At 35.0% G+C, this 2,563-nt stretch carries 5 protein-coding genes; all 5 read left to right on the top strand.

The features are described from left to right. The coding region (locus CBI42_RS10640; RefSeq protein WP_179211397.1) for a DNA cytosine methyltransferase at positions 1-837 on the top strand (837 nt) is incomplete at its 5' end. Continuing rightward, positions 821-1,270: a hypothetical protein gene (locus CBI42_RS10635; protein ID WP_064519965.1), complete on the top strand. Its 450-nt coding sequence runs from the start codon at positions 821-823 to the stop codon at positions 1,268-1,270. The genes CBI42_RS10640 and CBI42_RS10635, both read left to right, overlap by 17 nt. Further along, on the top strand, positions 1,263-1,643 hold the full coding sequence (locus CBI42_RS10630) for a hypothetical protein (protein ID WP_078238463.1): 381 nt from the start codon (positions 1,263-1,265) through the stop codon (positions 1,641-1,643). Before CBI42_RS10635 ends, CBI42_RS10630 begins: the two co-directional genes overlap by 8 nt. Before the next feature lie 12 nt (positions 1,644-1,655). Beyond that, on the top strand, positions 1,656-1,889 hold the full coding sequence (locus CBI42_RS10625) for a hypothetical protein (protein WP_000840776.1): 234 nt from the start codon (positions 1,656-1,658) through the stop codon (positions 1,887-1,889). A gap of 2 nt (positions 1,890-1,891) precedes the next feature. Continuing rightward, entirely contained in the window at positions 1,892-2,479 is a 588-nt protein-coding gene (locus CBI42_RS10620; protein ID WP_094753956.1) for a CPBP family intramembrane glutamic endopeptidase, read from the top strand. Positions 2,480-2,563: the final 84 nt, after the last annotated feature.

Here is a 2,563-nt window from a genome sequence, read left to right as displayed (position 1 = left end):
CTTCTATTTCCTTTCAGACGAGAAGGTCAAGCAACTAACTCTGAGACTTTAAAAATATTAGGGAATTTGAATCCATCAAAAAGTGGAATGAGTGGTAAAGTCTATTATTCAGAAGGTCTTGCACCAACCTTAGTTCGTGGAAAAGGAGAAGGATTTAAAGTTGCGATTCCTTGTATGACACCAGACAGATTAGAAAAAAGACAAAATGGTAGACGTTTCAAGAATAATCAAGAGCCAATGTTTACTTTAAATACTCAGGATCGCCATGGTATTGTCGTTGTTGGAGATTTACCAACTAGCTTTAAGGAAACTGGTCGCGTCTATGGAAGTGAGGGCTTATGTCCAACACTGACTACGATGCAAGGTGGAGATAAAATCCCCAAAATACTGATTCCAGAACCAATCAAATTTCTAAAAGTCCGAGAGGCAACGAAAAAAGGATATGCTCAAGCAGAGATTGGGGATTCAATCAATTTAGAAAGACCAAGTTCTCAGTATCGTCGTGGTAGAGTTGGAAAAGGTATAGCGAATACGTTAACAACTAGTGGGCAAATGGGAGTAGTAGTGGCTAGCTATGAAGGAGAAGATAAGCAAGTTTATCATGTAGCTGGTGTCTTAATTGATGGGCAATTTTACCGTTTGAGGATACGACGAATCACTCCTAAAGAGTGTTTTAGACTGCAGGGTTTTCCTGATTGGGCTTTTGAAGCTGCTAGAAAAGTCTCTAGTAATAGTCAGCTTTATAAACAAGCTGGTAATAGTGTAACCGTTCCTGTGATTGCCGCAATCGCAAAGAAATTAAAAGAAATAGAGGAAAAAGATGAAAGCGTTAAATAAAGAGTCAATACTATATTGTGATGAATTAGAAACAGAATTACATGATGCAGAAATGATGCAGTTGGATGAACAAATATTTTTGATGCCCAATTATCCATGTGAGTTTGAAGTGAAATTTTTAGATTATTACCATAAAAAACACAATTACCCACTATTTTATGAATCCTATCTTCAAAACATTATGGAATTCCTTGAAAGTCAGGATATAAAGAACGGTGCTGATGCCTTTGTAGATGATAATCATAATCTTGTTTTTGTTTTATATGGGCAAGGCTATCGAGCCGAGGGAAAAGAGGGAATACTTACAACCCAAGTAACTGTAAAAGCTTATGATGAAGACAAGAAATCAATTAACTTCTCCAATTTATTAGATTCCTTAATCGTCTCAGAATATCAAATGGAACCGAATATTTGGGAGGTCTCCCATGATTGATCTCTATCTGAGTAAAAATAACCATAGAAATCAACTTCTTTTAGAATTCTTCCAAAACTATGGCATTGAGGTATCTTGTCATTCAGTTTCTGAAATGACAAAGGACAAATTAATTGAGATGATGAGCTATTCTTCAGATTGTTTCGAGTTTTTATCTCCAAATTTATTACGTTTTAAGAATCGAGATAACCTAAAATTAACAGATTTCATCGAAATGATATTAAAAAATCCTGAACTAACCATCAGACTTCCTCTTGCGGTTTCAAATAAGCGAGTTTATCCAAATCTGAATCTGGAGGAGGCTAGAGCTTTATTGCCAAGAGATACGAAGCAATTGATTTACATGGCACAAACACATTATTTATCTAACTAAAGGAGAAGCAATATGGCTGAACGATTTTGGGAGAACTTGTCCATTATTTTGGCTGAAAGAAATATTAGCTGGATTGAGTTAACCAGAAAAATGTTTGCGGGAGAGTTTCACTATCCAAGTGAATTGAATCGTTTGTATCAAAAGATTCGCCACTATAAGATGGAACAACGAATGCCTCAAAGTCCATGGGTAGAAAGGATTGTGCAGGTATTAGATTTAGATTATGAAGATTTATTTCGGAGGTAACTATGAAAAGAATAATTCCAGTTTATATATTCCAACAAGTAAATGTCTTATTGGTATCTCTATACTTACTGAAATTTTTTTGTATCGGTGAGTTAACTATACTACAGATTCTCTATGGTGCGTCACTCATTTCATTTTTATGGATATATGGTCAACGTAAAAAAGCGCATAAGGTCAGTATGAAATCTAGGATGAAATGGCTTGGTATTGGATTAGCTAGCCTACTGATTATAAGTCTATGTTTTAGCTTAATCCATGCGCAAGGAAGCACGAATCAAGCAAACTTAATTGGCCTTCAACATCAAGTCCCTTGGTTTTCATTTTTATTGTTCTTAATCAATGCGAGTATGGTTGAAGAATTTCTGTATCGAGAAATTTTATGGAACTTGGTTAGAAAATTAGATATCAGAATTGCGTTGACAAGTGTTTTATTTGCCTTAGTACATCATCCAGGAACCATTCTAGCTTGGTGTTTATATGTTTCACTTGGGATGTTTTTAGGGATGGTGCGCTATAAATCTGACTTATGGGGAAGTATGGGTTTACATTTGGTGTGGAACCTACTAGTTTATAGTTTGCTGCTTATTTAAAATAGGTGGTCTGATTTATTTAGATATTAATAATGAATGTAATTGTTGACAAATATGGACTAATTGCGTATAATGAAGGTAATT

The sequence above is a fragment of the Streptococcus sp. KR genome (assembly GCF_002238115.1).
Classification (GTDB): Bacteria; Bacillota; Bacilli; order Lactobacillales; family Streptococcaceae; genus Streptococcus.
This window is presented reverse-complemented; position numbering and strand designations above follow the sequence as displayed.

Bases quoted from the DNA above. Each gene is read 5' to 3' on its own strand.
- CBI42_RS10635 (WP_064519965.1), top strand. From the start codon at position 821: ATGAAAGCGTTAAATAAAGAGTCAATACTATATTGTGATGAATTAGAA.
- CBI42_RS10630 (WP_078238463.1), top strand. From the start codon at position 1,263: ATGATTGATCTCTATCTGAGTAAAAATAACCATAGAAATCAACTTCTT.
- CBI42_RS10625 (WP_000840776.1), top strand. From the start codon at position 1,656: ATGGCTGAACGATTTTGGGAGAACTTGTCCATTATTTTGGCTGAAAGA.
- CBI42_RS10620 (WP_094753956.1), top strand. From the start codon at position 1,892: ATGAAAAGAATAATTCCAGTTTATATATTCCAACAAGTAAATGTCTTA.